General features: G+C 68.3%; 20 protein-coding genes, 1 tRNA gene and 1 pseudogene. 11 read left to right on the forward strand and 11 right to left on the reverse strand.

All coding sequences use genetic code 11. The features are described 5' to 3' along the window. Window positions 1-72 precede the first annotated feature (72 nt). A complete protein-coding gene (locus tag F3H57_RS14100; RefSeq protein WP_149756558.1) occupies window positions 73-1,407 on the reverse strand; it encodes an amidase in 1,335 nt (444 codons plus the stop codon). 53 nt (window positions 1,408-1,460) lie between these two features. Here F3H57_RS14100 and F3H57_RS14105 point away from each other — a divergent pair, with 53 nt between their 5' ends. The 3 genes from F3H57_RS14105 (at window position 1,461) to F3H57_RS14115 (ending at window position 5,164) form a co-directional block, all read left to right on the forward strand. Beyond that, window positions 1,461-2,711 (forward strand): UbiH/UbiF/VisC/COQ6 family ubiquinone biosynthesis hydroxylase, encoded by a 1,251-nt coding sequence (locus F3H57_RS14105; RefSeq protein ID WP_188129692.1) that lies wholly within the window; start codon window positions 1,461-1,463, stop codon window positions 2,709-2,711. A gap of 346 nt (window positions 2,712-3,057) precedes the next feature. Further along, the gene (locus F3H57_RS14110; RefSeq protein ID WP_149756559.1) at window positions 3,058-4,404 is read left to right on the forward strand and encodes a TldD/PmbA family protein; all 1,347 of its coding nucleotides are present in this window, start codon (window positions 3,058-3,060) and stop codon (window positions 4,402-4,404) included. Continuing rightward, complete coding sequence (locus tag F3H57_RS14115) at window positions 4,391-5,164, forward strand: inositol monophosphatase family protein (protein WP_149756560.1); 774 nt, start codon at window positions 4,391-4,393, stop codon at window positions 5,162-5,164. The genes F3H57_RS14110 and F3H57_RS14115 overlap by 14 nt, the downstream gene beginning before the upstream one ends. Window positions 5,165-5,566: 402 nt before the next feature. Here the strand turns inward: F3H57_RS14115 and F3H57_RS14120 are convergent, their stop codons facing one another. Together F3H57_RS14120 and F3H57_RS14125 are read right to left on the reverse strand one after the other, a co-directional pair. Beyond that, the gene (locus F3H57_RS14120) at window positions 5,567-6,907 is read right to left on the reverse strand and encodes an AAA family ATPase (protein ID WP_149756561.1); all 1,341 of its coding nucleotides are present in this window, start codon (window positions 6,905-6,907) and stop codon (window positions 5,567-5,569) included. 132 nt (window positions 6,908-7,039) lie between these two features. After that, on the reverse strand, window positions 7,040-7,453 hold the full coding sequence (locus tag F3H57_RS14125; protein WP_223163082.1) for a BrnA antitoxin family protein: 414 nt from the start codon (window positions 7,451-7,453) through the stop codon (window positions 7,040-7,042). Window positions 7,454-7,649: 196 nt separating this feature from the next. Here F3H57_RS14125 and F3H57_RS14130 point away from each other — a divergent pair, with 196 nt between their 5' ends. The 3 genes from F3H57_RS14130 to lpxK are packed head-to-tail and all read left to right on the forward strand — an operon-like array spanning window position 7,650 to window position 10,061. Then, entirely contained in the window at window positions 7,650-7,880 is a 231-nt protein-coding gene (locus F3H57_RS14130; protein WP_149756562.1) for a DUF4170 domain-containing protein, read from the forward strand. A gap of 4 nt (window positions 7,881-7,884) precedes the next feature. Continuing rightward, window positions 7,885-9,075, forward strand: a complete 1,191-nt coding sequence (locus F3H57_RS14135) for a 3-deoxy-D-manno-octulosonic acid transferase (protein ID WP_149756563.1) — start codon at window positions 7,885-7,887, stop codon at window positions 9,073-9,075. Further along, window positions 9,075-10,061 carry a tetraacyldisaccharide 4'-kinase gene (lpxK, locus tag F3H57_RS14140; RefSeq protein WP_149756564.1) on the forward strand — a complete coding sequence of 329 codons (987 nt, stop codon included), beginning with the start codon at window positions 9,075-9,077 and terminating at the stop codon, window positions 10,059-10,061. The genes F3H57_RS14135 and lpxK overlap by 1 nt, the downstream gene beginning before the upstream one ends. On the opposite strand, the gene F3H57_RS14145 is transcribed toward lpxK, so the two are convergent. Further along, window positions 10,062-10,925, reverse strand: coding sequence for an N-formylglutamate amidohydrolase (locus F3H57_RS14145; RefSeq protein WP_149756565.1), 864 nt, complete (start codon window positions 10,923-10,925; stop codon window positions 10,062-10,064). It lies immediately after the preceding gene. Window positions 10,926-11,083: 158 nt separating this feature from the next. Here F3H57_RS14145 and F3H57_RS14150 point away from each other — a divergent pair. Together F3H57_RS14150 and ykgO are read left to right on the forward strand one after the other, a co-directional pair. Continuing rightward, window positions 11,084-11,158: transfer RNA gene (locus tag F3H57_RS14150), tRNA-Val, on the forward strand. An 84-nt stretch (window positions 11,159-11,242) separates the two neighbouring features. Further along, complete coding sequence (ykgO, locus tag F3H57_RS14155; protein WP_008562923.1) at window positions 11,243-11,368, forward strand: type B 50S ribosomal protein L36; 126 nt, start codon at window positions 11,243-11,245, stop codon at window positions 11,366-11,368. Window positions 11,369-11,454: 86 nt separating this feature from the next. On the opposite strand, the gene F3H57_RS14160 is transcribed toward ykgO, so the two are convergent. The 5 genes from F3H57_RS14160 to F3H57_RS14180 all read right to left on the reverse strand — a co-directional run bounded on the left by F3H57_RS14160 (window position 11,455) and on the right by F3H57_RS14180 (window position 17,985). Then, entirely contained in the window at window positions 11,455-11,853 is a 399-nt protein-coding gene (locus F3H57_RS14160; protein WP_149756566.1) for a DUF2306 domain-containing protein, read from the reverse strand. 150 nt (window positions 11,854-12,003) lie between these two features. Then, window positions 12,004-13,683 carry a peptidoglycan-binding domain-containing protein gene (locus tag F3H57_RS14165; RefSeq protein ID WP_149756567.1) on the reverse strand — a complete coding sequence of 560 codons (1,680 nt, stop codon included), beginning with the start codon at window positions 13,681-13,683 and terminating at the stop codon, window positions 12,004-12,006. A 705-nt stretch (window positions 13,684-14,388) separates the two neighbouring features. After that, window positions 14,389-14,808, reverse strand: coding sequence for a DUF2383 domain-containing protein (locus F3H57_RS14170; protein ID WP_149756568.1), 420 nt, complete (start codon window positions 14,806-14,808; stop codon window positions 14,389-14,391). A gap of 271 nt (window positions 14,809-15,079) precedes the next feature. Beyond that, complete coding sequence (gene serA, locus F3H57_RS14175) at window positions 15,080-16,675, reverse strand: phosphoglycerate dehydrogenase (protein ID WP_149756569.1); 1,596 nt, start codon at window positions 16,673-16,675, stop codon at window positions 15,080-15,082. Between the two features lie 155 nt (window positions 16,676-16,830). After that, on the reverse strand, window positions 16,831-17,985 hold the full coding sequence (locus F3H57_RS14180) for a phosphoserine transaminase (RefSeq protein WP_149756570.1): 1,155 nt from the start codon (window positions 17,983-17,985) through the stop codon (window positions 16,831-16,833). A 158-nt stretch (window positions 17,986-18,143) separates the two neighbouring features. On the opposite strand from F3H57_RS14180, the gene serB reads away from it, so the two are divergent. Then, window positions 18,144-19,013, forward strand: coding sequence for a phosphoserine phosphatase SerB (gene serB, locus F3H57_RS14185; RefSeq protein ID WP_149756571.1), 870 nt, complete (start codon window positions 18,144-18,146; stop codon window positions 19,011-19,013). A gap of 2 nt (window positions 19,014-19,015) precedes the next feature. On the opposite strand, the gene F3H57_RS14190 is transcribed toward serB, so the two are convergent. Then, window positions 19,016-20,017, reverse strand: a complete 1,002-nt coding sequence (locus F3H57_RS14190) for an asparaginase (protein WP_149756572.1) — start codon at window positions 20,015-20,017, stop codon at window positions 19,016-19,018. Between the two features lie 167 nt (window positions 20,018-20,184). On the opposite strand from F3H57_RS14190, the gene F3H57_RS14195 reads away from it, so the two are divergent. Next, complete coding sequence (locus F3H57_RS14195; RefSeq protein ID WP_188129693.1) at window positions 20,185-20,742, forward strand: invasion associated locus B family protein; 558 nt, start codon at window positions 20,185-20,187, stop codon at window positions 20,740-20,742. A gap of 310 nt (window positions 20,743-21,052) precedes the next feature. After that, window positions 21,053-23,860: a calcium-binding protein gene (locus tag F3H57_RS14200; protein ID WP_149756573.1), complete on the forward strand. Its 2,808-nt coding sequence runs from the start codon at window positions 21,053-21,055 to the stop codon at window positions 23,858-23,860. Window positions 23,861-24,310: 450 nt separating this feature from the next. On the opposite strand, the pseudogene F3H57_RS14205 reads toward F3H57_RS14200, so the two are convergent. Continuing rightward, a pseudogene (locus F3H57_RS14205) lies at window positions 24,311-24,946 on the reverse strand (aldehyde dehydrogenase (NADP(+))); the annotation flags it as partial.

Below are 24,946 nucleotides of genomic sequence, written 5' to 3' on the forward strand. Positions count from 1 at the left end.
GAAATCTCCAGGCGTGGGTCGAAACGCACCACGCCATCTAGCCCGCAACGCGCCCCGGCAACACCCGCGAGGTCAGCCCGCCAGCGCCGTCTCCGCCGCCGCCGCCACGCGCATCAGCCGCGCCTCACCGAGCGCCGCGCCCATCAGGCTGATCCCGCAGCTCTTCGCGCCCGTGGGCAGCGTCACCACCGGAAGTCCCATGAGATTGCCGACCCGCGTGTTGCGCAAGGCCAGAAGGTTCTCGGTCACGTAATACGGCCCGTCCTCCATCAGCCGCGCGGCATCCGGCGGCAGGCTCGGCACCGTCGGGCAGAGCACCGCGTCGAACGCCGCCGCCCGCGCCGCCCAGTCGCGCCGCGCGGCGTCCAGCCGCCGCCACGCCGCCACGTAGGCCGCGCCCGCCACGTCCTGCCCCGCCTCGAAGCGCTTGCGGATCGGCGCAAACATGACATCGCCCTTCTCGGCGATGACATCGCCCCAGATCCCCCAGGCCTCCGTGGTGTAGAGGATGCCGGCCTGCCCCATCGGCCCCTCGATCTCTGGCGCGTCGATCTCCACGATCTCCGCGCCCGCCGCGCGCAGCCGCTCCAGCGCCTCGGCATAGGCCGCCGCCGGCCCGTCCCGCAAATCGTCCATCACGATGGTCCTGAGCGCCGCGAAGCGCCGCCCGGCGAGCCCCTCCGCCCCGGCCAGATCCGCCGCTTTCCCGCCTTCCAGCGCGGCGAGCATCAGCGCGCAATCGCCGACGCTGCGGCAGAGCGGGCCGACCGTGTCGAAGCGTTCGGCCAGCGGCACGACGCCGGCATTGGACACCCGCCCGTGCGTCGTCTTGAGCCCCACGAGGTCGTTCCACGCCGAAGGCACCCGGACCGAGCCGCCGGTGTCCGAGCCCACAGCCGCGGCCGCCAGCCCGAAGGCCACCGACGCCGCCGCCCCCGAGGACGAGCCCCCCGGCACCGCCGCTTCGTCATTCACGCACGGCGGCGTCGCCGTCATCGGGTTGAGCCCGAGACCCGAGAACGCCAGCTCCGACATGTGCGTCTTGCCGAGGCAGACGAGCCCCGCCGCCGTGGCGTTCCGCAGCACCTCCGCGTCATGCTCCGGCACCCGGCCTTCGAGCAGTTTCGACCCCGCCTCGGTCGCCACGCCGGCGGTATCGAAAAGATCCTTCCAACTCACCGGCACACCGTCGAGCGCGGACCGGCGTGCGCCTCGCTTCGCGCGCAGCGCCGCGGCCTCGGCCTCCGCCCGGCCGCGTTCGAACGTGGTGCGGGCGTAGATGCGGCTTGCGTGCTCATGCGCCTCGATGGCCGCCCGGAAGGTCTCGAACAGATCCACCGGGTCGATCTCGCCCGCGCCGATGCCGGCGCCCAGCGCGCCCGCATCCATCCACCGCCATTCGTCCATCGCCTCGTCCCCCTCCGGCTCTCTTGCCCACAGGGGTAACGGCGCCGCGCCGCATGGACAATGCCGCCCGCGCGGTCATATTCGCCCTCATGAGCCAGGACACCGATATCGCCATCGTCGGCGGGGGCCTCAACGGCCTCGCGCTGGCGCTCGCCTTCGCCCGCACGCCGCTGTCGGTCACGGTGATCGACGCCGCCCCGCGCGCCACCCACGCCGACCCCGCGTTCGACGGACGCTCCTACGCGCTCGCCCTCGCCTCGGTCCGGCTTTTGCGTGCGCTGGGGCTCTGGGACGGGCTCGCGGCGGACAGCCAGCCGATCCGCGAGATCAAGGTCAGCGACGGGCGGGTCTCCGACGGCGCGGCGCTTCTTGGCCTGCACTTCGCTTCCGCCGAGATCGAGGAAGGGCCGATGGGCCACATGATCGAGGATCGCTACCTGCGCCGTGCGCTGCTCGATGCCGTGGACGCGGCCGAGAACATCACCCACCTGCCCGGAGAGACCGTCACCGCGCAGGAAGCCGGGCCGCATGGCGGGGCGCTCACGCTCGCCTCTGGCGGAACGGTCCGGGCGCGGCTGATCGTCGGCGCCGACGGGCGCGGCAGCGGCACCGCGTCGCGCGCCGGGATCGGGCGCACCGGCTGGGGCTACGGGCAGACGGCGCTGGTCTGCGCCATCGAACACGCGCGCCCGCACGAGGGCATCGCGCACCAGCTTTTCCTGCCGGCGGGGCCGCTGGCGATCCTGCCGCTGCCGGGCAATCGCTCCTCCATCGTGTGGACCGAGAAAACGGGTCTCGCCGAAGAGATCGGCGCGCTCTCCGAGGCCGATTACCTCCACGTGCTGCGCCCCCGCTTCGGCGATTTCCTCGGGGAGATCGGGCTCGCCGGCGCGCGCTACACCTATCCGCTGTCGCTGTCGCTTGCGAAGTCCTTCACCGCGCCGCGCGTGGCGTTGGTGGGCGACGCGGCGCACGGCGTCCACCCCATTGCCGGTCAGGGCCTGAACGCGGGCCTGCGCGACGTCGCCGCGCTCGCCCAGGTGATCGAGGAGGCCCGCGCGAGAGGCGAGGACATCGCCGCCCCCGCGGTGCTGGAGCGCTACGCAAGCTGGCGCCGGTTCGACACGGCCTCGTTGGCGGCGGCCACGGACCTCTTCAACCGGCTGTTTTCCTCGGACGCGCCGGCGCTCCGGGCGCTGCGCGATCTCGGCATGCGCGGGGTGCAGGGGCTGCCGGGCCTGCGCCGCCGGGTGATCCGGGAGGCCGCCGGCCTGACCGGGGACCTGCCGGACCTGATGCGCTGAGGCGGGCCAGTCACCGCACGCGCTCCGCCCGAACGCCAACCCTGCGCGGAATCAAGGCCGAAGGCCGCCGCGCATCGCCGGGCCGCCCCCCGGCCCGGCGATTTGTCGACGCTGGCGTGCCGCTCGGGCGTCGCCCGGACGTGGCCGACATAAAGCGCTGCCGTTCAACGGTCAGGATCGCCGCGCCGCGGCCCGACGCTGCACGGCTACGCGCCCGCTCCGTGCCTTTGAGGGGTAATGGGTCTCGCTAAGCGCCAGGGCCTTCAGCCCTCTCCGGGCCCCGACCCTTGCGCCTTTGCCCCCCGCCTTCTACCTCTTGCCGGACCCCGGCAAACGAAGGCGATCCATGTCCCACGACCTCTCCGCGCTCACCCAGGCCCTTCTGGACGCCGCCCGCCGGGCCGGCGCGGACAGCGCCGACGCGCTCGCCAGCGCCGGCACCTCGGTCGGCATCGACGTACGCGCCGGCAAGCTGGAGGAAGCCGAACGCGCCGAGCGCACGGAGATCGGCCTGCGCGTCTTCACCGGCCGGCGCGGCGCCGTCGTCTCGGGCTCCGACCTGCGCCCCGAGGCCATGACCGCGATGGCCGAACGCGCCGTCGCCATGGCCCGCGTCGCCCCCGAGGACCCCTTCGCCGGCCTCGCCGACCCCTCCGAGCTCGCCGCCACATGGGACGCCGCCGCGCTCGACCTCTGGGACCCCGCGCCGGAACCCGATCCCGCCGCGCTCGAGGACGCCGCCCGCCGGGCCGAGGCCGCCGCGCTCGCCGCGGACGGCATCACCCGGATCGACAGCGCCTCGTCGTCCTACTCCGCGACCGAGATGCACCTCGCCGCGACCAACGGCTTCTCGGGCGGCTACCGGCGCACCGCGACCTCCGTCGGCTGCACCGCCATCGCGGGGGACGGCACGGGGATGGAGCGCGACCACGACGGCGACACCCGCACCCACGGCGCCGACCTGCGCACCCCCGAGGAGATCGGCGCGACCGCCGCCGCCCGCACGCTCCAGCGCATGAACCCGCGGCGCCCCAAGACCGGCGCCTACCCCGTCGTCTTCCACGAACGCGTCGCCGCCTCGCTCATCGGCCACCTCCTGGCCGCCGCCAGCGGGTCGGCCGTCGCCCGCGGCGCCTCCTGGCTGCGGGACGCGCTCGGCGCCGAGGTCCTCCCCTCGCACCTCTCGCTCACCGAGGATCCGCACCGCCCGCGCACCCTCGGCTCGCGCCCCTTCGACGCCGAGGGGCTGGCGACACGCCCCCGCGACATCGTCGCCTCCGGTATCCTGCAATCCTACACCCTCGACCTCGCCGCCGCCCGCAAGCTCTCCCTCACGCCCACCGCCAACGCCGCGCGCTCGCTCTCCTCGGGGCCGTCCCCCTCCCCCTGGAACGTCGCGCTCACCCAGGGCAGCCAGTCCCTCGACGACCTCCTGTCGGAAATGGGCACCGGCCTGCTCGTCACCGACCTCATCGGCGCGACGATCAACCCCAACACCGGGGATTATTCCCGCGGCGCCTCCGGCCTCTGGATCGAGGGCGGCATTCCGCAATACCCGGTCTCCGGCGTCACCATCGCCGGCGCCCTCCCGCAGATGCTCCGCACCATCGCCCCCGCGAACGACGCCCGCCCCTGGCTCTCCCGCGTCGTCCCCTCGCTCCGCCTCGAAGGGCTCACCCTTGCCGGCGACTGACCTGCCCCTCCTGATCGAGGCCGCCCGCGCCGCGGCCGAGACCGCAACGCGCCACATCGGCGCCCCCCTCGACGTGCGCGAGAAGCCCGGCGGGCAGGGCCCCGTCACCTCCGCCGATCTCGCCGTCAACGACACGCTGGCCGAGGTGCTGCTCTCGGCCCGCCCCGCCTATGGCTGGCTGTCGGAGGAAAGCGGCCACGACCCCACCCGCATGCTCGCGCCGTCGACCTTCATCGTCGATCCGATCGACGGGACGCGCTCCTTCATCGACGGCGCCGACATCTGGGCCCATTCCCTCGCCGTCTGCGACGGGGGGCAGGTCACGGCCGCCGTCGTCTACCTGCCGCTGGTGGACAAGCTCTACACCGCGTCCCTCGGGCACGGCGCCTACCTCAACGGCACGCCCATCGCGCCCTCGGGCCGGACGGAGCTGAACGGCGCCCGCGTCCTCGCGACGAGCCCGAACATGGCGCCGAAGTTCTGGCCGAACGGAGTGCCCAACGTGAAGCGCTCCCACCGCCCCTCGCTCGCCTACCGGCTCTGCCTCGTGGCCGAGGGCCGCTTCGACGCGATGTTCACCTTCCGCGAAACCTGGGAATGGGACATCGCGGCGGGCACGCTGGTCGTGTCGGAGGCCGGCGCCCCCGTGACCGACGGCAAGGGCGGCGCGCTGCGGTTCAACACCGAGGGCGGGACGGTGGACGGGGTGTGGGCGGGGGTGAGTGGCGCTACTTGCCGAATCTTTCCATCAACTGATTAACGATGTCAGCCGAATTTGTTGAGTGGAATACCCGACCCTTGGGTGAAAGAATCGCAGTATCTTTGAAGTCATCAACCAGAGCGCGATCGTCTGAGTATAACAAACGGCATCCTGACAAACGAGCAATAGCAATGATGTGATTGTCGTTAGATCTGATTCCGAGACCATCAACTACCGCAATCTCTTCTACCAAATCTTCATCAGCCACTCTAAGTGTGCGACCCGAACGCACCCACTCCACGATTAGATTTCGAAGCCCTGTCCCCATTAACTCACGCAAAAGATCCCCGCCCAGGACTACCGTTACTCTTTTTGCCTTTATCCGAGAGAGTATCTCTGGAGCATGCGCCGCTGGAGGCGAGCCAAAGTCTCCGGCCCGGTTCGCATCTATGATTAGCGGCATCACAAACCCAAATTCTTCATCTGCTCATCAATAAAGAAATCTCTATAGGCTGCTGGCGCGTTGACGGGCTCCCCGGCCGCGCTCAATTCTATTAACGTTATTTTATTCTCCAACCTAAATCTCTCAAAAAACAATATAGCCACATCTCCGCTGTCTATTTCACCCTTCATTACTGAGCGCCGAATCCTATCCACAATAAAGTCACTGTGCGTCTCCAATACGTAACTGGCATTATTCTCCTTAAAGGAATCTACGAAATACTGCCCTAAAGCCGCCTGAGCCTTCGGATGCAAATGAACCTCTGGCTGCTGAACCAAGAACTTTGATGACCTCCCTGCGGTCGCCACACTATAAACGATGGGGAGCACCTGACTCGTCCCATAACCTAGGTCGACCAGATTTGTTCGCGGCCCCCCATGTGAAAACTGGATCTGAAATGGGTCACTAGCGGTCTGGCCAAATGACTTAACTAAGATCTCACTGAACATGTCGGAATTTCTGCCGAACTCCTCCAAGGCACTCTTGAGCTCACCCCAACTACTGTCGGACCTAGAACGAGAGCGGTAGAGTTTAGCAATTTCAAAAGGTACATGAGTTCCGTCAGAATCCTCCGATTCAACCCCCGGCGTGTAAGTTCTCTGCGGTCGCGTACGTATTGCTGAAGTTGCACTTACCGAGTTCGGCAGATGATTCGAAATGGCTAAGGCTGCTGCGACAATGCGCTCGACTTCAGAAACCTCTTCGTCTGATAAATCAAAGCCACTCTCCGCCTCTAGACCAATACGAAAATTGAGATCTTGCAATACAAACGGCCAATATCTAGCCAAATCTGATCGAAATGAACTAGGGTAAGATGAACTGTCTCCCACTTGCCTCCTAATTCCTTTGGCTCCAAAATATTCTATACGCAACTTGTCGGAAACTATCGACAACAGCAGCGAACGCCTTTGAGCACTGAATCGGATGGAAGATATTCCTGCTTGAGAATCCATTCTAGCAAAAGTCATTGACACATCAACATTTACTGGCCGACTTGACCGTTGAGGCCCTGCGCCATCAAGAACCACGGGGAATCTCCCTGATATCCGGAAATCGCGAGCTCTCCCTCCCCTCCCCCCTCTGAAGTGAGCAATCTGATCGTACGTTCCGAGTTGGAACGGATCGCCGTTGAAGGTCGGAATCACGTCTAGCGAAAGAAAATCCAGTAAATACTTCAACCCTGCAAGAAATGAAGTTTTCCCAGCGCTATTCTCACCCACCAATACAGTAAGCGGCCTAATAGGGACGCCCCTCTGCTGTTGAAAACCTCTAAAGTCTTGGAACCCAACTTGAAAGGTCATGACCGCTTCCTGCTTGAGAACAACATAGCACCCGACATAGCTAACCTATTATCGCTTTTCCATTAATAATTGTCTTTGCGCATTGTTCAAGCAAGCTTTGACAGAGTGCTGTTATCCGGCCGACCACCCCCCTCACGCATCCTTCGCCATCCACTCCGCCGTCTTGCCCCAGCCCGGACGGTCGCGGGCCTTCTCCAGCACGAGGTCGGGGCGCATCACCACGTCGGTGCAGTCCGGCCCGTCCAGGATATGCGCCAGCTTGAGGTGCATGAACGCCCGCAGCACCTTGTTGATGCGCGGCTGGTAGCCCGGCCCGATCCCCTTGAAGAACTTCACCACGTCCGCGTCGAGCCGGATGGTCACCTTCACCGACTTGCCGTCCCGGTGATCGCGGTCGCGGCTGATCGTGTGCCATTCGCGCGGCACCCGGCGCCCGGCCAGGAACTTGTCCAGAAGCTCGGATTCGAGGATCTCCATCGCGTCGATGGCAAAGGAATGGTGGATGCGCTCCGTCTTGGTCATCCGCTTGGGGTCGATCGTCCGCATGGGGGCCTCCGCTCCTTGATCTCGCGTCGCCTCCATCCTGCGCCGAATTTCCTCAACGCGGGCCTGAGACTGCGTGCGCCGGGGCAAGACCCGTGCCATACCGGTGCCATACGCGGGCCAGCCCCCCGCTTGACCCGTCCGGGCCCCGATGTAGGCTCCCGCGCGGGAGGGAGAGGTAAACGCCGAAGGAGCGCCCATGCAACGCCTGCACCTCGTCTATGGCGGAGAGTTGACGGACCCGGCCCAGCCCGAGTTCCGCGCCGTGGAGGACATACACGTCGTCGGGATCTTCCCCGATTACGACAGCGCCTACGACGCCTGGAAGGAATGGGCGATGAAGACCGTGGACAACGCCCACATGCGGTATTTCCTTGTCCCGTTGCGGCACGAGGAAAGCCCGGCCGCGCCCAAGGAAGGGGCAGGCTGACCCCTTGGCGAAGCGGCCCCTGTCCCTGACCACCTACCTCGCGGCGCAGCGCGGGCCGGCGACCCCGGCGCCGCCCCGCCCACCGCGTCCCGCCGGTCCGCTGGTCTGGCTGCACGCCGGCAGCGCCGCGGAGGCCCGCGCGCTGTTAACGCTTTCCGCCCGCCTCGACGCGCAGACCTCCCAGGTGTCGTTCCTGCGCACCGGCGACTGGCCCGACGCGGAGCTTCTGCCCTCGGAAACCCTTGGCGACATTCAGGAATTTCTCGATCACTGGCGTCCGGACGTGGCCCTCTGGACCGGCACGAACCTGCGCCCCGCGCTCCTCTGGGACGCCCGCGACCGCGGCATCCCGCTCCTCCTCGCGGACCCCGGAGGCCCCGTCCACGGCGCCCCCGCCCCCCGCTGGCTGCCCGACACGGTGCCGCTAACCCTTTCATTGTTCGACACGATCTTCGTCCCCGACGGTCACGCCGAACGCCGCCTGCCGCGCGTGTCGCTCGGCCGCGCCCAGATCCGCCGCACCGGCGCCCTGACCGAAACCACGCTCCCCCTCGACTGCAACGAGGACCTCCTCGAAGAGACCCTCACCGCCCTATCCGGCCGCCCCGTCTGGCTCGCCGCCCACCTCCGCGGCAGCGAGGCACCGCAGGTGCTCGAGGCGCATCGCCGCGCCGCACGGCTCTCCCACCGCCTGCTTCTCGCCCTCGTACCCGAGACACCGGAAGATGCCGTCGAGACCGGCCGCGCCGCCGAGCAGAGCGATCTGCGGCTCTGCCGCTGGGATGACGGCGAGGTTCCCGACGAGACCACGCAGGTGGTGCTTTGCGACGGGCCGGACGAGATCGGGCTCTGGTATCGTCTTGCACCGCTTGCCTTTCTCGGCGGATCGCTCTCTCCCGGCCACGGCGGGACCGATCCGTTCGAGGCCGCGGCGCTCGGCACGGCGATCCTCTACGGGCCGAACGTGGGCCGCCATCTCGACTCCTATACGACGCTGGTGGACGCGGGCGCCGCGCGCATCGTGCGCGACGAGGATTCGCTTTCGGGCGCAGTGTCTCACTTGCTCGCACCGGACCGTGCGGCAGCGATGGCGCATGCCGGCTGGGACGTTGTTTCCCACGGGGCTGGGGCAACCGATGCGGTGATCGACCGGGTGATCGAATTGCTCGACACTCCGCACGCCGGAGCCGCCTGATGCGCGCGCCGCGTTTCTGGGACCGCCCACCCGCAACGCCGGGGCTTGCGGCACGGCTGCTTGCTCCGGCCGGATGGGTCACGGCGGCGGCCACCGCCCGACGGCTGCGCAGACCCGGGCGGCGCGTAGGTCCGCCGGTGATCTGCGTCGGCAACCTGCACGCCGGCGGCACCGGCAAGACCCCGACCGTGATCGCGCTGCTGGAGCGGCTTTCCCAAAGGGGAATCGCGGCGCATGTCGTCACCCGGGGCTACGGGGGCGCGCTGGACGGACCGGTCCGGGTCTGTCCGAACCGGCACGGGGCGGCCGAGACTGGGGACGAGCCACTCTTCCTGGCGTCCTTCGCGCCGGTCTGGGTGGCCAGAGACCGGGCCGCGGGGGCCGCGGCCGCGGCAAAGGAGGGTGCGGAGGTTATCGTCCTCGACGACGGGTTCCAGAATCCCGCGCTCGAGAAGAACCTGTCGCTCGTGGTGGTCGATGCGGCGCGCGGCTTCGGCAATGGGCGATGCCTGCCCGCCGGCCCCCTGCGAGAGCCTGTCGACGCCGGGCTCGCCCGCGCCGATGTGGTTCTGTCGATCGGCGACGCGGACGCTCAGGCCCGCTTTTCCGAAGCCTGGGGCGCCGCGCTCCCGCAGCCCCGGATCACGGGCGTGATGGAGCCGCTGCCGACGGGCATGCCCTGGGAGGGCCTGCCCACGCTGGCCTTCGCCGGCATTGGCCATCCCGAGAAATTCTTTGCCACGCTGCGCGCTCTCGGCGCCGACCTGAAACGGGCAGAAGCACTGGATGACCACCAGCCGCTGACGCCGGCACTGATGACGCGGCTCGAATCCGACGCCCGGGCCCTCGGGGCCCAGATGGTCACGACGGAGAAGGACGCCGTGCGACTGCCTCCGCAATTTCGCGCCAAGGTGCTGATGGTGCCCGTCCGGCTGCGACTGACCGAGGCAGAGGCGCTCGACAGCGCGCTGGACAGGCTGCTGTGACTACTCGGCGGCGACACGGTCCGGCTCGGCCGAACCGATCGCGGCGATGTCCGCGATGATCCCGCGCAGGAGCTTGCGGAAGGCATGGAAGTTGGCGTTCGGCCGGATCCGGACCTCGTCCATGTAGATGGCGCGGTCGATCTCGATCTGCACGGCGTGCTGGCGCCGCGCGGGCCGGCCGTAATGCTGGGTGATGAAGGCACCGGCAAAGGGCGTGTTGCGCGACACCGAGAAGCCTGCGGCGATGAACGCCCCCTCGACCCGGTCGACCATATGCGACGCGGCGGAGGCGCCGAAGCGGTCGCCGATGACGATGTCGGGTCGCCGCGCGCCGCCGCGGGCGACGCCGTCCACCGCCTCGTGCGGCATGGAGTGACAGTCGATCAGAAGCGACTCTCCGAAATCCGCATGCGCTTCGTCGAGGCAGCGCTGCAGCGCGCGATGATAGGGTCGCCAGTAGTCCCGGATGCGGCGGTCGGCCTCTTCCAGCGGCAGCTTGCCACGGTAGATCGCCCGCCCGTTGGCCACCACGCGCGGCACAACGCCGAGGCCCGATGCCACGCGCGGATTGTGCCCGGCCCGGCGCACCCCATCGATCAGCGCGGGGTCGAGTTCATCCGAGGCGCGGTTGAGGTCGACGAAGGCGCGCGGGGCCCCCGCCTTCAGGAAGGCAGCGCCGAATTGCGGCGCGCAGTCGAAGAGCCGGTCGACATAGGCATCCTCCGACGAGCGGATCGAATGTTCGTCGAGAAGGGTGTGCCGCAGGAACGACCACGGATAGTCGCGCCCGCTGTGCGGCGAGGCGAAGACCACGCAGGAGGTCAGCGCCTCCGGACGAAAAAGGTGATAGGCAACCTTGGGCATTCGCACTCCTCCGGGATGTCATAGCGCGATTCCGCGCGTTGCCAAAAGCCCCTTGATCCTGCCTGCGACTCTATTTATAGACCCCGCTTACCGGCGCGGGGCTCCCGCGCCCCATTTCTTTGTGGGGTGCCGTCAGGCGGCCAAGTGTCGGAAAAATCGGGCGGTTAGCTCAGCGGTAGAGCACTACGTTGACATCGTAGGGGTCACTGGTTCGATCCCAGTACCGCCCACCATTCGTTCATCATCCGCGGCGCCGATGCGCCGGGATGCCCGCTAACAATGGCGCGACCGGGCGCCTCGCAATGAGGAGACGACCGATGAAGGTCAAGAACTCGCTCCGCTCGCTCAAGAACCGCCACCGCGATTGCCGCGTGGTGCGTCGCAAGGGCCGCGTCTACGTCATCAACAAGACCCAGCGCCGGTTCAAGGCCCGCCAGGGCTGAGCCGTATCGTGAGGCTGTGACGAGGGCCGCCCCCGGGCGGCCTTTTCGTGTTCGAAATGGGCGCCCGAATTGCGCCGGCGCATGGCTCAGGCACCGAAGATCACTGCGTGCATCACCCGGCCGGGCAGGAGCGTGAAGGCGCCGGTGAGGATCAGCGCCAGCGCGTAGAGCCAGGCCATTGCCTGGCGATGCGCGTCGATCCGTTCGGCCCGTGCATGGGCCAGCGCGCGCCAGAGCTGCACCAGGACCAGCACCGACAAAAGGTGTATCGGGCTGAACGGCCCGACCATCTGGAAGGTGTGTATCGCGAAACTGCCGAGCGCAACGAAAGCCATGCCGGCGACCCACAAGGTGCCGATGACCCGGTGCGTCCGGGTGCCCTTGGGCAGCGCGAACTGCACCGCCCCCAACCCCACCGCAACAAGGGCGGCCACCGCGTGCGAGGCGATCACCGGCCCCGCCTGCCAGAGAGGCGCCCACGTCATTCCGCCACCACGTCCATCACCATCACCGGCCAGAGCACCCGATGCCGCGCAGGCTCGGGCAGGACTGCGACGGTTTCGGCCAAGCGCATGCGGGCGCCCCATTCATGGTTCCGCCCGCACCGAAGCAGCGCATCGCGGCGCTGGCAAGGCTCAGCGACCGAATATCGTCTCCGTCAGAAGCTGCGTCGCCGTGGCGTTGTCGAGGAAGCCCGACACCTGCAGCCCGCGCGCCTGCTGGTAATTGCGCAGCGCCCGGCGCGTGGCCGCGTCGAAGGTGCCGTCCACCCGGCCCGGATCGACACCGGCAGCGCGCAGCCGTTGCTCGGCCAGCGCCCGCGCCGCCTGCGGCAGGCCGAGCGCGTTTTCCTGCTCGCGCGCCTGCGCTCCCGCGCCGGACTGGCCACCGCCATTGGTCCCGTCCGCGCCGCGGAGCGCCCGGATTGCAGCGCGCGCCTCCTGCACGTTCTCGCCGTTCGGAAATTCCTGCAAATAGTGCCGGTACGCTGCCACCGTGTCCCGATTTTGCGCCACGCGGAAGGCCAGCCGGTCGCGCTCGGTCGCGCGTTGCTCATCCCTCTCCTCGAGCCGCCGCAGCCGGCTCCGCGCCTGTTCCTCGTAGATCCCGTTCGGGAAGCGGTCGAGATAGGTACGTAGATCCTGCGCACTCGGCTCCTGGCCGAGATCACTCCAATAGGCACGATCCCGGCGCTCCCGTTCCTGACGCTGGGCCTCTTCGCGCGCTTCCTGGTCGCGCTGCGCCTGCCGCGACTGGGCGGCGATACGGTCGATGTCGTCTCTGGTCAGGTAACCGGTCACGGCTCGCTCGTTGTCGCGCTGCCAGGTTTCGATGGCGCTGCGGGTGCCGGGCCCGAAGATCCCGTCCACGCCGCGCGTATCGTAGTCCAGCGTGGTCAAGTCGCTCTGGATCTCCTGCCGCGCCGTGCGATTGAGGCCGAGCGCGTCTTCCCGTGCTTCAGCCCGGCGCTGCGGGCTGTCGCGCAGAGCGTTCAGCCGCGCCCGCGCCTCGCGGGCGTTCGGTCCATCGGGATAGGCCGACAGGTAGCGTTCGTAACCGGCGATGTCGTCGCGCGCACGGATCGACTGCCAGAGCCGCCGCTCCTTCTCGGCTTCGGCCGATTGGCGGTCGTCATCGCTTCTCGCGCTGCCCTCTTCGGGAATGAAGACCAGCCGCGGTGGCGCATGCCCCTCCAGTCGCAGCCCCGCGTCCTTGACCGCGTCGACGAAATCGCGCCGCGGTTCGGCCAGCTCCCGGCTCGCCAGGCGCTCGATCTGCCGCGGCGTACCGCGCACCAGGCTGACGCCATCAGGCAGCGCGATGTCACCCGATCCGGGCGACAGGAAATGCACCCGTTCGAGCGACTCCATCGGCTCCTCGGCCAGCATCAGAACCGCCCGGCCCGGGAATTCTGCCAGCACGCCCAGCACGTCGGACACGCTCAGCGCACGGGTCATCAGCGGCCCCTCGGCCAGCGGCCGGGGCGCGCCGATGGAGACGAGGTAGGTGTCCGCCGCCGTGTGCACGAAATGCCCCGACAGGATCACGACCGCACGCTCCGAGGTCGCATTGATCCCGTGGACGAACTTGACCATCGCCTCGGACATCAACGCGTTGTTGGCCTCCACCTGGGTCACCACCTCGAACCCTTGCCGCTCCAGCGGCCGGGCGGTCGCCAGAACGCGGTTTGCACCCGAAACGGGCGGCAGCGACTTGTACTCGCCGTTTGCGATGATCAAACCGTGGCCCTGGGCCAGAGCCGCCGCGGCCGACAGAACCACGGCAAGCGCGGCGGCTGAGAGGTGTCGGAACATGCGATTCTCCTTTGCTTTGCGCGCAGGCCCCGGCCCCTGCACACGCACTGCACCGGCAGGGGCCGGCCGTATTCGAATAATCTGCCGCCTCCGGGCGGGGCGTTCTGCACGCCGTCATCCCCTCGGCGGCGCAGGCTCCTCGGGCCGGCCGCCTGTCACGAACCTCGCCCCCGGTGCATCCAGATAGGCTCGGGCGATCGGGTCATTCAATGTCAGGCGTCACGCTATCAGATAACCGACACGGTCGAGCGACCGCGCCCCGCCGGAACACCGCCATTATACACGTGAAATTCAGACGGCACGGGCCCTTCGGCAGGATCCACCCTGCGCATCCAACTTTCGGGAAGGGCCAAAAAGATGCCCGATCCACTGCGCTCAACCCACACGCGGCGTCGGCTCTCTGATCGCAGAACGACATGCCGACAGCGGCAAGACGCGCGCGATCGTGCACATGCCATTCAACGCGCCGCCTACCGGATCAACAGACCCGGCAACCTGGCCCCAGCTCCCGGAAACCCGCGCAACTGCTCCATCTACGTTCAAGTTATCTCGGGAGCGCGAGGGCAGCGCCCTCGCTCAACCGGTCGACCGCGCCTCATCAGCCAGTCCATTGGCCCAAGGCACAGCCATCGGCCCCGCTAGACTCACTGTCCCCTGACCGAGCTGTTCGCACCACGCTCGAGAGCGGCCGTTCTCAGAACGTTGTCAGCCGGGCTGCGCGCTATCCCGAAGCAGCGTTTCGATCTCTGTCCGCATCTGCACGAGCTCGTCGCGGTGACGCGATGCGTCGTGCGCCTCAATCGCCTCGTCGAAGGCCTCGAGAACACGCGCCTCGCCGTCGCGAACACCGTCCATCGCCCCCGCGTCGATATCGTCAAACAGCGCCCGCAGTGACACCACGGTCCGGTTCACGGTGGACAGCACCGTGCCGTCGGTATCGGCGTCGCCGCCGATTGCGGTCACGATCGCGGCAATCCGCTCGGCATGCTGGTGGTGCGTTTCGCGAAGCTTGAGCGCGATTGGCCGGAACTCCGGCTCGGCCTTCTCGACCATCTTGTCGAGGCCCGCGCGGGCATCGACGGTCTGGCTCAGAAGCGTCTGCGTTGTCTCGATGCGGGCGTCCATTCATGCCTCCATCCGGGGATGCAGACCGAACGTGGCGCATGCCGGAGTGTTCCGCTGCTCCGCCGCAACCGGCGAAGTTCGGCTCTTGCCATCCCGGTCATCGCCGCCCTCAGACGGCCGGCCGCATGTCCCGAAATGAAGAAGCAGGGGCGTCCCCAACACGCCGCCCCTGCTTCTTTGGGCTCGAAATACTCCGGGGAGCGCGAGGGGCTGGCCCCTCGCTCCGACGGCCGCCAGCCGGCGTACCGCCCCGCCCGGTCGCGCCGCCGGCTCAGGCGACGTCGAATTCCAGCGGCTTCACCTGCCGGAACATACCCGTCGCGTTCAGCTTGCCGATCACGTCGTCGGAGACCCGTTCGTCCACGTAGAGGAGCGCGATCGCCTCGCCTTTCGCCGCCTTCCGGCCGAGCGTGAAGTTGGCGATGTTCACGCCGTTGGAGCCCATCGTGTTGCCCAGCGTGCCGATGATCCCCGGCGCGTCCTCGTTCGACGTGTAAAGCATGTGGCGCCCGATCTCGGCATCGATGTTGATGCCCTTGATCTGGATGAAGCGCGGCTTGCCGTCCGAGAACACCGTGCCCGCGATCGACCGCTCGCGCTTGTCGGTGACCACGGTCACCTTCACGTAGCCCTCGAAGGCGCCCGATTGCGCCTGGTTGGTGGTGGCGATCTTCACCCCCCGCTCGCGCGCCACCAGCGGTGCGGAGACCATGTTCACGTCTGCATGGAAGCGCTTCATGATTCCGGCCACGACGGAGCAGTTCAGCGCGTCGAGGTTCATCTCCGCCACTTCGCCGTCATAGAGGATGTTGATCGCCTTGATAGGCTCATCCGTCATCTGCCCGATGAAGCTGCCGAGATGGTCGGCCAGCTTGAGCCACGGCCCCATGACCTTGGCCTCTTCCGCCGTCACGCTCGGCATGTTGAGCGCGTTGGTCACGGCGCCGGTGAGCAGGTAATCGGACATCTGCTCGGCCACCTGAAGGGCGACGTTCTCCTGCGCCTCGGTGGTCGCGGCCCCGAGATGCGGGGTGCAGACGACGTTCGGCAGGTTGAACAGCGGGTTCTCCTTGGCCGGCTCCTCAGCGAACACATCGAAGGCGGCACCGCCCAGATGACCCGATTGCAGCAGGTCCGCCGCGGCCGCCTCGTCCACGAGCCCGCCGCGGGCGCAGTTGATGATACGCGCGCCCTTCTTCAACTTCTGCAGGTTCTCGCGCGACAGGATGTTCCTGGTCTGATCGGTCAGCGGCACGTGCAGAGTGACGAAATCGGCGCGGGCCAGCAGGTCGTCCAGCTCCACCTTCTCCACACCCATCTTGTCGGCGCGCTCCTGGCTCAGGAACGGATCGTAGGCAACAACCTTCATCTTCAGCCCGCGCGCCCGGTCGCAGACGATGGAGCCGATGTTGCCCGCACCGATCACGCCCAGCGTCTTGCCGGTCAACTCGACGCCCATGAACTTGGATTTTTCCCACTTTCCGGCATGGGTCGAGGCCGACGCCTCCGGGATCTGACGGGCGACGGCGAACATCATCGCGATGGCGTGCTCGGCCGTGGTGATCATGTTCCCGAAGGGCGTGTTCATCACGATGACGCCCTTCTTGGAGGCGGCGTCCTTGTCGATGTTGTCGGTGCCGATGCCGGCGCGACCGATCACGCGAAGTTTGTGCGCATTTTCCAGGATCTTCGGCGTCACCTTGGTGGCCGAGCGGATCGCGAGGCCGTCATACTCGCCGATGATCTCGGCGAGCTTGTCCTTGTCCTTGCCGAGGTCGGGCTGGAAGTCGACCTCGATGCCGCGATCCTTGAAGATCTGCACGGCGGCGGGGGACAGCTTGTCGGAAATCAGAACCTTGGGTGCCATCTATCTGGTCCTCTGGATGTACGGGGAAAGGCGGGATGCGATGCTCCCCGCTCTCAGGTGTCGTCGTTCAAAGGGAGGGTGGGCCGGTCGCCCACGCTACGGGATGCGGCGCGCGGGCGTCGCAGGGTGGGCGCTCCGCCCACCCCGACAGAGCCTCACGCGGCCTGCGCCTGCGCCTCGAGCTCTTCGTGGAAGGCCCACTCGATCCAGGGCATCAACGCCGCGACGTCGGACGTCTCGACCGTGCCGCCGCACCAGATCCGCAGGCCCGCCGGCGCGTCGCGGTAGGCGCCGACGTCGAGCGCCACGCCCTCGGTCTCCAGCCGCTTCTGCACCGCCTTGGCGAAGGCGCCGGCGTCGCCGATGCGGCCGTCGGTGAACTTCAGGCACACCGAGGTGTTCGACCGCGTCGCCGGATCCTCGGCGAGGTTCTCGATCCAGTCCTTCTCGGCGACGAAATCCCACACCGTCTGCGCGTTGGCATCCGCCCGCGCCATCAGGCCCTTCAACCCGCCGACCGAGCGCGCCCAGTCGAGCGCCACGAGGTAATCCTCCACACAAAGCATCGACGGCGTGTTGATCGTCGCGCCCTCGAATATGCCTTCGTTCAGCTTGCCCCCCTTGGTCAGGCGGAAGATCTTCGGCAGCGGCCAGGGCGGGGTGTAGCTCTCCAGCCGTTCCACCGCGCGGGGCGACAGGACGAGGATGCCATGCGCGGCCTCCCCGCCGAGCACCTTCTGCCAAGAGAAGGTCACGACATCGAGCTTGTCCCACGGCAGGTCCTGCGCGAAGGCCGCCGAGGTCGCGTCGCAGATCGTCAGCCCGGCCCGGTCCGAAGGGATCGCGTCGCCGTTCGGCATCCGCACGCCGCTCGTGGTGCCGTTCCAGGTGAAGACGACGTCGGTGTCCCAGTCGAGCGCGGCCATGTCCGGCAGCTGGCCGTAATCGCCCTCGACGATGTCGGCGTCGATCTTGAGCTGTTTCACGCAGTCGGTAACCCAGCCCGCGCCGAAGCTTTCCCAGGCGACCATCGTCGCCTTCCGCTCGCCCAGAAGCGACCACATCGCCATTTCCACGGCGCCGGTGTCCGAGGCGGGCACGATCCCGATGCGGTAGCCCTCGGGCACGCCGAGCACCTCGCGCGTGCCTTCGATCGCGGCCTTGAGCTTGGCCTTGCCCACGCTGGCGCGGTGCGAGCGCCCAAGAGGCGCCTCGCTCAGCATGTCGAGGGAAAAGCCGGGGATCTTGGCGCAGGGGCCAGAAGAAAAACGCGGATTGGCCGGCCGCGCGGCCGGTTTGGTCATCGTCATGATGTCTAACCTTCCAGATAGTCGCCCCTCGTTGGGGAGGGGTGTCCCAAGACCGGAGGTACGGCCTTGCCACCGGTTCCACAACAGCGAAAATGTCGCTAGAGGAGCCTCGACTGCCGCTTCGAGACCATTTGCGACCGCTATCGGAAACTTCTGCCATGTTCACAGCCTCGCTCATCGCGCGCCCCGGCGCGCTCGATCCCGCGCTCGTCCACGCGCTCCGCGATGCCTGGGGCGGGGGCGACGTGCTCTGGCTTTCGCCCGACGAGGCGGCGGAGTTCGCGGTACCTCAGATCCCGGGCAACCGCTGGGACGTCTGGTCGGATCTGCAGGCGCAGGCCACCGACCTTGCGATCCAACCCGCGGAAGGCCGGCGCAAACGCATGCTGCTGGCGGACATGGATTCGACCATGATCCGGCAGGAATGCATCGATGAGCTGGCCGAGGAGGCCGGGGTGGGCGAGCGGGTGCGCGAGATCACCGCGCGGGCGATGAACGGCGAGCTCGGTTTCGAAGGCGCGCTGACCGAGCGCGTGGCGCTTCTGCGCGGGCTGCCCGAAAGCATCGTCGACCGGGTGATCGAGACCCGGATCGAGCTGATGCCCGGCGGCGCCACGCTGATCGCGACGATGAAGGCCGCCGGGGGGCACGCGGCGCTCGTCTCCGGCGGGTTCACCGCGTTCACCTCGAAGATCGCCGCGCGGCTCGGCTTCGACGAGCATCGCGCCAACACGCTCCTGGCCGAGGACGGAGCGTTGACGGGGGCGGTGGCGCCGCCGATCCTTGGGCGGGAGGCGAAGGTTCAGGCGCTCGCGGAGATCACCGCGCGCCTCGGCATCGCGGAGGCGGATGTGATCGCCGTGGGCGACGGCGCCAACGATCTCGGCATGCTACAGCGCGCCGGCACTGGCGTGGCGCTGCACGCCAAGCCGTCGGTCCAGGCGGAATGCGACATCCGCATAAACCACGGCGATCTGACCGCGCTTCTCTACCTCCAGGGCTACGCCCGGTCCGAGTTCGCCGAGTAGGCTCAGGCCAGAAGCGCTGCAGCCGGTTCGATCCGGCCGGTGACGAGGCCGCGGAAGTTGCGGATCTCCGGCCGCAGGAAGCGGGCGACCTCGGGATGCGCGGGATCGAGCACGCCGAGCCGCACCAGCACCGCCGCGATCGCGCTTTCGGCCGCGCGCGTCGCGCCGTCCGCCGCCTTGACCGCGACGCCGAGCCCGCGCTCGGGCAGGATCGCCACGAAGAACCCCTCCGCCCCGGTTTTCAGCGCCGCAGGTTCCCTGGCGGCCTGCATCAGAAGGGTGCAGGCGCGGCCCTCCCCCGCGACGTCCTTCGGATGCGCGATCATCGCCCGCACCAACCGGGCCGCCGCCCGGTCCAGCGCACCCGATCGCGTATGCGCAGTGGCGAACGTCGCCATGGCCCGCGCCATCGCCTGCATCGTCGTCGCGAAATTCGGGGCCGAGCAGCCGTCGATGCCATAGCAAGGGCTCGGGGCGTCCGTGACCGCCTCGAACGCCTCGAGGGCGGCGCGCTGCACCGGGTGGTCGGCTTCGTGATACTCCGCCCCCGCCCCTAGGTGCTGCATCAGCGTCAGGAACCCGGCGTGTTTTCCCGAGCAATTGTTGTGGAGCTGCGTCGGCGTTTCCCCCGCGCGCAGCATCTCGTGTTTGAGGACCTTGTCGCGTGGCGGCTGGGGCCCGCAGCGAAGGTCCGCCTCCGACAGCCCGCGCGCCGCCAGCCAGTCCGCCACCCCGTCGGCGTGGCGCGGCGCGCCCTCGTGGCTCGCGCAGGCCAGCGCCAGCTGCCGCGCCGTCAGGCCCGCCGCCTCGGCCGCGCCCGAGGCCACCAGTGGCAGCGCCTGGATCATCTTCGCCGAGGACCGCGGCAGAACGACCGTACCGGGGGCGCCCCAGGCCTCTGCGACGTCGCCGCCCGGACCGGCCACGACGACGTGCCCGACATGTTCGGATTCGGCGATCGGCCCGCGCCAGACCTCGGCGAGCGGTGCTGCATCCAGCAACATGAGAATTTTCCTCACGTATCAGCGAGCGTCGGCAATGGGGGGTTTCCGCCCGCGGGAAAAAAACGATAGCCTGCCGCCCGTCGACAAGCGGTTGCGATCAGCATAAACCGCGACAAACCGGAGGCAAGCCGGTCACGATGAGGTTCAAGGCGGCTGGAGGCATAGCCATGGGAATCAGGGGAGCAGGGTTCGCTATCGTCGCCTCGCTGGCATTCGGCGCAGCAGGCACGGCGTGGGCGCAGGACGAAGAGAGCCGCAATCGCGTGGACGCGATGACCGACTGGTCGGTCTTCGAAGGCAGCGATCCGCGCGAATGCTGGGCGGTCTCCACCTACAAGGAGAGCGTGAACACCAAAGAAGGCCGCGTCGTCGCAGTTACGCGCGGCGAAATCCTGCTGATGGTGTTCTTCCGCCCCGGCAACGAGGTGCAGGGCCAGGTGGCCTTCACCGGCGGCTACCCGTTTGCGGACGGCTCGACGGTCAACGTCAACGTGGGCGGCACGGAATTCGAGCTTTTCACCGAAGGTGAATGGGCCTGGCCGCCGTCGCCTCAGGACGATGCGCGCCTCGTCACCGCGTTCAAGCGCGGCGCCGACGCGGTCGTGACCGCACGGTCCTCGCGCGGGACGCAGACGGAGGACACCTTCTCGCTGCTCGGCTTCACCGCCGCGGTCGAGGAGGCGCAGCGACGCTGTTCCTCGGACAGCGAGGCGTCCGGCGACTGATCGCCGGCTCGCCCCTCCCCCCTTGGCGCCGGTGAAAGAGCCGGCGGCACCCTGCAGCGCGACTCGTTGCGACGCCGTCCAGGCTCGGCAGGCGGGTTACCGCCTGCGCGCATGATGCAGGGGATCCGGCATGAACGCCCCACCACTGAACGCATGTCATCCGCAGCGGGACGGACCCACCGCCTCGTGCCGGCCGCCGGCACGAAGCGTGATGTATCGGTAGCGTGCGGCCACAAATGTTTTGCATGGCAACCTCCGGCGCGGCACCCTCACGAGTCATTGAGACAAGCGATTGCCGAGGGAGGAGATTATGGCAGACATTAACGGAGACGGCGGCAACAACCCGCTGACGGGGACCGCTGAAAACGACCTGATCCGCGGATTTGCGGGCGACGACACGCTCGATGGCCTCGACGGGGATGACACGCTCGAGGCCGGCACGGGTCGCGACCGGCTCAGCGGCGGCGCCGGCGACGACCGGATCGACAGTTCAGCCGGCGATCGTGCGAGCGAAGGGCCCGGCGATGTGGTCACGCCGGGCCTCGGACAGGACACCGTGATCGGCAGCTCGGCGCTATGGGGCGATGGCGGCGGCATCGACCTTGGCTATGCGGGCATCTCCGGTGTCGGCGGCATCACCGTTGCTTCGGGCCCGAACGGCACGGGCACGGCCGTCAGCGGCGATGGAAGCATCGATGACACGTTCAGCTTCGTCGACTTCATTTTCGGCTCCGACGAGGACGACCTGCTGATCAGCCACGGCGTTCCGGGACGTTTCCAGGGCCTCGAAGGGCTCGCAGGCAACGATACGCTGCGCGGCGGCGCCGACAGCTACGATGCGGCCGTCTACCTATTTTCCGGCGGCACGCGAGGGATCGTCGCCGATCTGAACACCGGGCTGGTCACCGACACCTTCGGAGACACCGATACGCTGGAGAATATCGACGAGATCACCGGCTCGGATTTCAACGACGAGATCGCCGGTGACGGCAGCGACAACTGGCTGATCGGCGAAGGCGGCGACGACATCATCTTCGGACGCGGCGGCAACGATTTCCTCGAGGACGGCAGCGGAGACGACTCGCTCTCGGGCGGCGCCGGGGACGATTTCTTCGACAATCGCGGCGGCGCCGACACGTTCGACGGCGGGACCGGGCGGGACGAGATTCTCACCGATCTCAGCGATCTGCCGTTCGATACCTTCGTGGTCGACCTCGTCGCCGGGACGCAGGGGCGGCAGAATTCCGATCTCGGGCGAGACACGCTGATCGGGATCGAAGATGTCACGGTGCGTGGCACATGGAACGTGTCGATCACCGGCAGCAACGCCGACAACCGGCTCGAAACCGGCGCCGGCGACGATACGCTGATCGGCGCCGGGGGGCGCGACCGGCTGCAGGCCGGGGCCGGCGACGACCTGATCGACGCCTCCGGCGGCTCGACCGAGAGCCAGGGCCACGGCGACTATATCCGGCCCGGGCTCGGCAGCGACACGATCGTTGGTCACCAGGGGCTGTTCGAGGCCGGCGAGAACACCGATCTGAGCTATGCCGACATCGAGGGCGTCGGCGGCATCACCCTGACCATCACCGACGGCGCGACCGGCAGCGGTACCGTAACGGCGCCAGGCGGCGTGATCGACGACACATTCACCTACATGGGCTATTTCGAGGCGTCCCAGGACGGTGACCTGCTGATCGGTTCGGACAGCGGCGACCTGGAGGTCTTCGTACCACTCGGCGGCGCCGACACCATTCGCGGCGGTGACGGCTATGACGGACTTAATTACCAGTACGAACACGAGTATTTCGACGGCGCGGGCAGCGGCATCGTCGCCGACTTCGCCGCCGGAACCCTGATCGACACCCAGGGCAGCACCGATGTCTTCAGCGGCATCGAGGAGATCCGCGGCAGCGTCTTCGGCGACCGGATCGACGCCGCAGGCGAAACACGGGACTTGCGCCTTCAAGGCCAGGAGGGCAACGACACGCTGCGCGGCGGCGACGGCGACGACCGGCTCCAAGGCGGCGACGGCACCGACACCGCGATTGTCGGTGGCAACTCGGCCGACGCCTTGGCCACGCTGGACGGCACGTATATCCGGATCGAGACCGCCTTCGGCTCCGACCGGTTCGAAAGCATCGAACTCTTCCGCTTCGACGACGCGACATTGTCGGCCGACGCGCTCTTCGCCGGCGAGGTCCCGGGACAGCAACTGAGCGGCACGGCGGGCGACGACACGCTGACCGGCAATGCGGGCGGCGACCGGATCGAGGGCGGCGCCGGCGACGATCTCCTCAACGGCGCAGGCGGCGACGACGGCCTTCTCGGCCAGACCGGGAACGACACGCTCCTTGGCGGCTTCGGAGACGACAACATCGCCGCCTCCGACGGCAACGACAGCGTCGAGGGCGAAGGTGGCGACGACTTCGTCGGCGGCGGCGAGGGCGACGATTTCCTCGGCGGCGGAGACGGCAACGACACGCTCGGCGGAGGCTTCGGCGACGACACCATCGCCGGGGATGCCGGGGACGACGTGGCCGCAGGCGGCGCGGGCAACGACGATCTGTCCGGCGGCAGCGGCAGCGACACGATGGGCGCCTCTTTCGGCGACGATGTCGTGTTCGGGCAGGACGGCGACGACAGTCTTGGCGGCGGCACCGGCCGCGACCTCATCGTCGGCGGCGACGACTCGGATTCAATCGGCGGGGGCGAAGGCAACGATACGGTCGAAGGCGGCGCCGGGGACGACTTCCTCGCCGGCGGCGGGCGCGACGACGTGGTGACCGGCGGAAGCGGCGACGACGCGATCAACGGCGGCGCCGGCAACGACGTGCTGTCCGGCGACGCGGGCGCCGACGTCTTCATCTGGACCGAGGGCGAGGCGGGCGCCGTCGACCTCGTGCTCGACTTCGAGGACGGCGTCGATCTGCTGCGCCTCGCAGGGGTCGAGAACGCGCCGGGGAGCGGGCTTGTCGGCCGGGTCGACGCGCTGCAGATTGTCGATGCGGAGGTGAACGGCACGACGGTGGCGGAACTGAGCTACCAGGGCCAGACGATCCTGCTCTCCGGCGTCGACGCGGCGAACCTGGGCGTCGAGGACTTCATCTTCGTCTGACCGGGCCCGCACACCGCCGGTCCGGGGCGCCGTCGATCCGGCACCCGCAGCGTCATCGCGCTGATCGCTCCGCCGGGCTTCGTCGCGCCAGGGGAGACCTTGAGCGGCGGATGCCGTCCGGCGGGACCCGTCCCGTATAACCGTCGGCCCAAGGAACGGGCGGTCAGTGCCCTTGGCCTGGCACCATCCTTCAAGGCGACACGATGCTCGTCCCGGTTGCAGGAGACAGGACGCCGATGAGCTCGCCTTGCCGCACGCGGCTGATCGCCAAGGCCTCTTAGGCGGCCCGCTCGACCGTCCCTCCCCGTCAATGTCTTGTGCAGGGCCGAAAAGCGCGCGTCGCCGCCCCGCGCTCCGGCCGCATCTTCATCTGCCCGGAAATATCCCGGGGTGAATGCGGCCCCCCCTTCGGGGGCCGCAGAGGGGCAGCGCCCCTCCCTTCCCTTCGTCTCAGCGCAGGTCCTCGGGCAGGAGCGCATCCGGCATGTTCTGGTAGCACACGGGGCGCAGGAAGCGGCGGATCGCCAGCGTCCCCACGCTCGTTGCGCCGAAGTTGGTCGACGCCGGATAGGGCCCGCCATGCACCATCGCCTCGGCCACCTCGACCCCCGTCGGGAAGCCGTTCACCAAAAGCCGCCCGGCCTTGCGCTCCAGCACCGGGACAAGCCGCTTCGCCGCCTCGATGTCGCCCTCATCCATGTGCAGCGTCGCCGTCAGCTGGCCCTCGAAGCCGCGCGCCAGCGTCTCCATCTCGTCCATCCCTGCGACCCGCACCACGAGCCCGAGCGGGCCGAACACCTCCTCGCCGAGCGCGTGGTCCTGAAGATAGGCCTCCGCGTCGGTCTCGTAGAGGTTCGGCGTCGCCTCGCGGCCGCCGCTCTCGGTGGTCAGCACCGGTTTCACCGCGTTGCGCCCGTCGAAGCGCGCCTTGCCGCTGCGGTAGGCCTCGGCGATGCCGTCGGTCAGCATGGTCTGGCCCGCCGCCTCCGACAGCGCGTCCCTGGCCGCCGCGACCACCGCGTCGCCCTCGGCGCCGGCCGGCACTACGGCGATGCCGGGATTGGTGCAGAACTGCCCCGCGCCCAT

It is taken from the genome of Roseivivax sediminis (assembly GCF_900112685.1).
Taxonomy (GTDB): Bacteria; Pseudomonadota; Alphaproteobacteria; order Rhodobacterales; family Rhodobacteraceae; genus Roseivivax; species Roseivivax sediminis.